General features: G+C 35.3%; 2 protein-coding genes. One reads left to right on the forward strand and one right to left on the reverse strand.

What is annotated here, in order from left to right; genetic code table 11:
- Positions 1–33 precede the first annotated feature (33 nt).
- Positions 34–2,844, forward strand: coding sequence for a motility associated factor glycosyltransferase family protein (locus E1160_RS00530; protein ID WP_155153042.1), 2,811 nt, complete (start codon positions 34–36; stop codon positions 2,842–2,844).
- On the opposite strand, the gene E1160_RS00535 is transcribed toward E1160_RS00530, so the two are convergent.
- Positions 2,826–4,022, reverse strand: a 1,197-nt coding sequence (locus tag E1160_RS00535; protein WP_218048617.1) for a hypothetical protein, incomplete at its 5' end; no start/stop codon positions are given. The genes E1160_RS00530 and E1160_RS00535 overlap by 19 nt on opposite strands.

Below are 4,022 nucleotides of genomic sequence, written 5' to 3' on the forward strand. Positions count from 1 at the left end.
GTAGATGATTGTTAAAATTAAAGGTAAAAAAAAATGGCTCCCTCAAAATTTTTTATGAATAATTATTTTGCCCTAAAGCCATTCTTACGCCCAAATGTTGTCGAACTAATACAATACTTTTCACCATCAACAACACATATTACAGGTAATATTGATGATAAAACGCTGAACCTTCAAACATCGGATGGTCCGTTATATTCTCCTGACGCGATCACATATTCTCAACAACATATAGAACAATATTTATCTCGCCCTTTTCGCATACAATTTTCCGATTTCATGCATAAGCAAAATAAATATTCTCGTATACTCGAAATGAATATTGATGTTTCACAGTATATTTCATTTCAACTAGCTAATACTTCAAACAGTTTTATTGAATCTAAACCGCCTAAATTCGAAGTCACAAGTCATCTGGTTTGCCTTGGCTTAGGGCTCGGCTATTACCTGCCTGATTTATGTGAAAATTCTGACGCAAAAGAAATCCTGATTATTGAACCAAATTTCGAATTCTTTTATCAATCTATGCACTGTTTTGACTGGGCGACCTTCATAAACAAGGCATTTATTAAAGGGATTAATATAAAATTCTACTTCGAAGAAGATTATGTTCTTCTTTATTCCATCCTTGAGGACACTCTAAAAGACCAATATTTCGGTTTGATTGAAGGTAGTCAAATTTACCAACATTATTCCCACCCTGTTTTTACCAAAATTTTAAATCGTTTTAGATCATCAAAAGCCAATCTATTAAATTATAATGGATGGATAGAAGACGAAGTCACACATATCCAAAATCATCTTGAAAACTTTTCACAATATCAATTTCAATTTCTGGATGATGCTCCAGCGCGCCATATGTCCATTGATAAGCCTGCTTTAATAATAGGTAGCGGACCCTCATTAGATGACTCAATGGAACTGATAAAAATAAATCGTCACAAATTTACTTTATATTCATCAGGCACCTCACTAGAACCCTTGTTGATAAATGGAATTTATCCTGATTTTCATTGTGAGTTGGAAAATGTCCCTGCAGTTCAAACGATTCTAACACGCCTTAATCAAATATATTGTTTAGATGACATTACATTAATCGCTTCTTCAACCATCACTCCCGGAGCAGCAGATTGCTTTAAGAAAAAGATTTTCTTTCTGCGTGAAGGAACCGCATTAATGTCTGCCATTTGCCCCAACATGACACAAATGAAAAATGTCGCCCCATCTGCAACAAATACCAGCGTAAAAGCAGCTATAGCTATAGGACATAAAGATATTTTCCTCTTTGGTCTGGATTTTGGCAGCCGTCACCCAGAAAAGAATTATGTAGAAGGAGTAATCTACGGAAAAAAGCATACCCACGGCCATAAAAAAGGACAATTTTTAATCGCTTCAGGAGGTTCATCTTCTGGAGATTTAAAGTTTCAAATCCCAGGTAATTTTTCATCGCCTATACAATCAAATGACTTATTGGTCTATATGCGCAATCGCTTAGAAACAGGCTTACTTCAACAACCTGCGAATATTTACAATTGCTCTGACGGGGCAAAGATACATGGAACGATTCCTTTTACTAAAGACAAATTCATTGAATATTGCCAAACATTGCCTAAAGATATCTCTTTTGATTTTTCCAAGTCCCTTCCTCTCCATAACCCTATGTCTCTAATAGACTTGGATGTTGTTCGCGAGATCATAAATACTTTCATCAAAGTTATGAATGATTTTGAAAAACAACTCAGCCAATTTAAAGATCGCACACAATATATTTCTATTGAAAAAATCTACGGAATATTTCAGTTACCTTTCATCTCGCATGATACAAGTATTGAAACCAATAGTCATTCAGCGGTAAGAGAAGCTTTGAGAGGATCTTTAACACGTATTTTTCATCAGATACGTTACAGCCTTGCGAGAACACATGTACATAAAGTTGAAGCTCAGCAAGCAATTATAAATTCACTCTTAGCCCAAATTCCCTTAATTAAAGCAGCTTCAATCGATGCAATTTCAAGTTACTATATGGGTATGACTAACTTGGACAAGAGGGATGAGAAACGTCTATCAGCAACTGCGTTCCTAGAACTGATGAATGCTCCTGAACAGAAAGAAAATATTATCAAAGAGCTAAAATCTTATGATTTATCAGCCGATGGAACCTCACGTGAAATATTTCATTGGGGTCTCTTTACAATACTTGATCATCCTAGTTTGCAAGATCAAATAGATGACGATCTTTTTAACACAATTTTTGATAGGGTTGAGGAAATGGAATACCCTATTTCTTTATGTCAGGATTTATTAATCAAATCGCTAGTAACACCTAATATTCATCTACTACGTGATAAAAACAACTGCATAAAGAATCGCATTTCCATACAAGCTATTGATAAACAGCCTAATGCCCTAACAAATCTTGCAATATTTTCTTATCATACAGGGGATAAAGAATATGCCACACACGTAATAACAAAAGCTAGAGAACAATATCCTGATCATCTGGCCATATTAGGTTGGCATATTATTTTGACAATTTTGATAGACGGGCCGATAAAAGGATTGTCCATATTAAAAAATGTAAACTTTGACACTCTGTTTCCTCTTTGTCAGACAATAATTGGTCTTGCATATTATCGCCTTAATAATACACAAAGAGCCAAAGATATCTGGATGCAGCCAAAAGCCTATAACCTTTTTCAAACAGATGGATTTTTCTTAAAATTCACAAATTTACATCAGAATGACGAGCATAAAATGGATATTCTCAATCTATGTGATGAACATAAAATATGGGAAGCGCGTAATATGCATTATTTTAATGAAACTCAACTAAAAGATGCATAAGCTCTATGCTGTACTTTTTTATAAAATGCGTATAATCTCGGCCCAATTTTTCGATGATCATACTTCTTGCGTGAAATAATGGCTTTTTGCTTCAACTCTCTCCAATTCAGTCCTTCTAGAAAGGTTCTAATATTCAACAGATCATCACGTTGAATTACTCTAGCACCTCCATGTCGTACAGCGATACGGTTTGAAAACCATGCAGGAAAAATCAGTGTAGGAATACCAGCATCAAAGAAATCAAATATCTTATTACCAATACAATATTTATATTTCTTCGTAGTATACACACCATCATCTTTTCCATCGACATCTTTAGACATAATTAACAGGCCCGCATCATATTGCGATAACTTAACAGTTAACGCATTCATATCTAATGTATAGTGCAGATGGAAATATGGATTATCTTTGTTTTCCTCAACGAGATAGCGATACAACTTTGCACTTTCTGTATCTTTATGATTATTGGCAGGAAAAAGGTGATAATGGATCTTTTGTGCTTTAAAGTGCTGAGCCAACCAAGGGTGAAAATTCGTTGTAAGATTGGAATTTTCAAAATCAGTACAGACATTCCCTTGAAAAACAATGTGGAATTCATCATTCTGGCACTCTCCCAAAAAAGATTGTTGTTCTTCTATCTTTGGGTCATTCCAGCATGAATCCGGGAAAAAACCACATAAACCAGGTAATTTTCCATATGCTTCTTGCAAGCGTTTATTTTCCAGCGAACGACAAGCATGACCATCCGCAGCTAAAGAGGCTTTTAATTCTATTTTCTGGTCGCGGGAATAGACTGGATGATCATTATGAATGATACCACTTAAAACATCATAATTATCCATAACGATTGGGCCAGGTTTATACCGTGTGAACTTCTCAACCAAGTCAAAAGACCAATGACTAAATACATGATAGACAATTGGATTAAATTTCGTAGCCAGCGTTAAACATTCTTCATCAGTTTTATAATGAATTATTTGTTCTGCCCAAGGAACAGGTTGAGGAATATCCTCATAACACAAGACAATCACTCGCAACCCTGCATGAGCCAAACTAGCGCCAATTTTCGCCTGCCTCGCCCAAAATCTATGGGTAACAATAACTACAAGATTTTCATCCCTAGCTTTGTCACGTGCATTTGCTGACATACATTCAATTGAGAGTGAGGAAGAAGA

Origin of the sequence: Curvivirga aplysinae (assembly GCF_009711445.1) — a bacterium.
Taxonomy (GTDB): Bacteria; Pseudomonadota; Alphaproteobacteria; order UBA8366; family Aestuariispiraceae; genus Curvivirga; species Curvivirga aplysinae.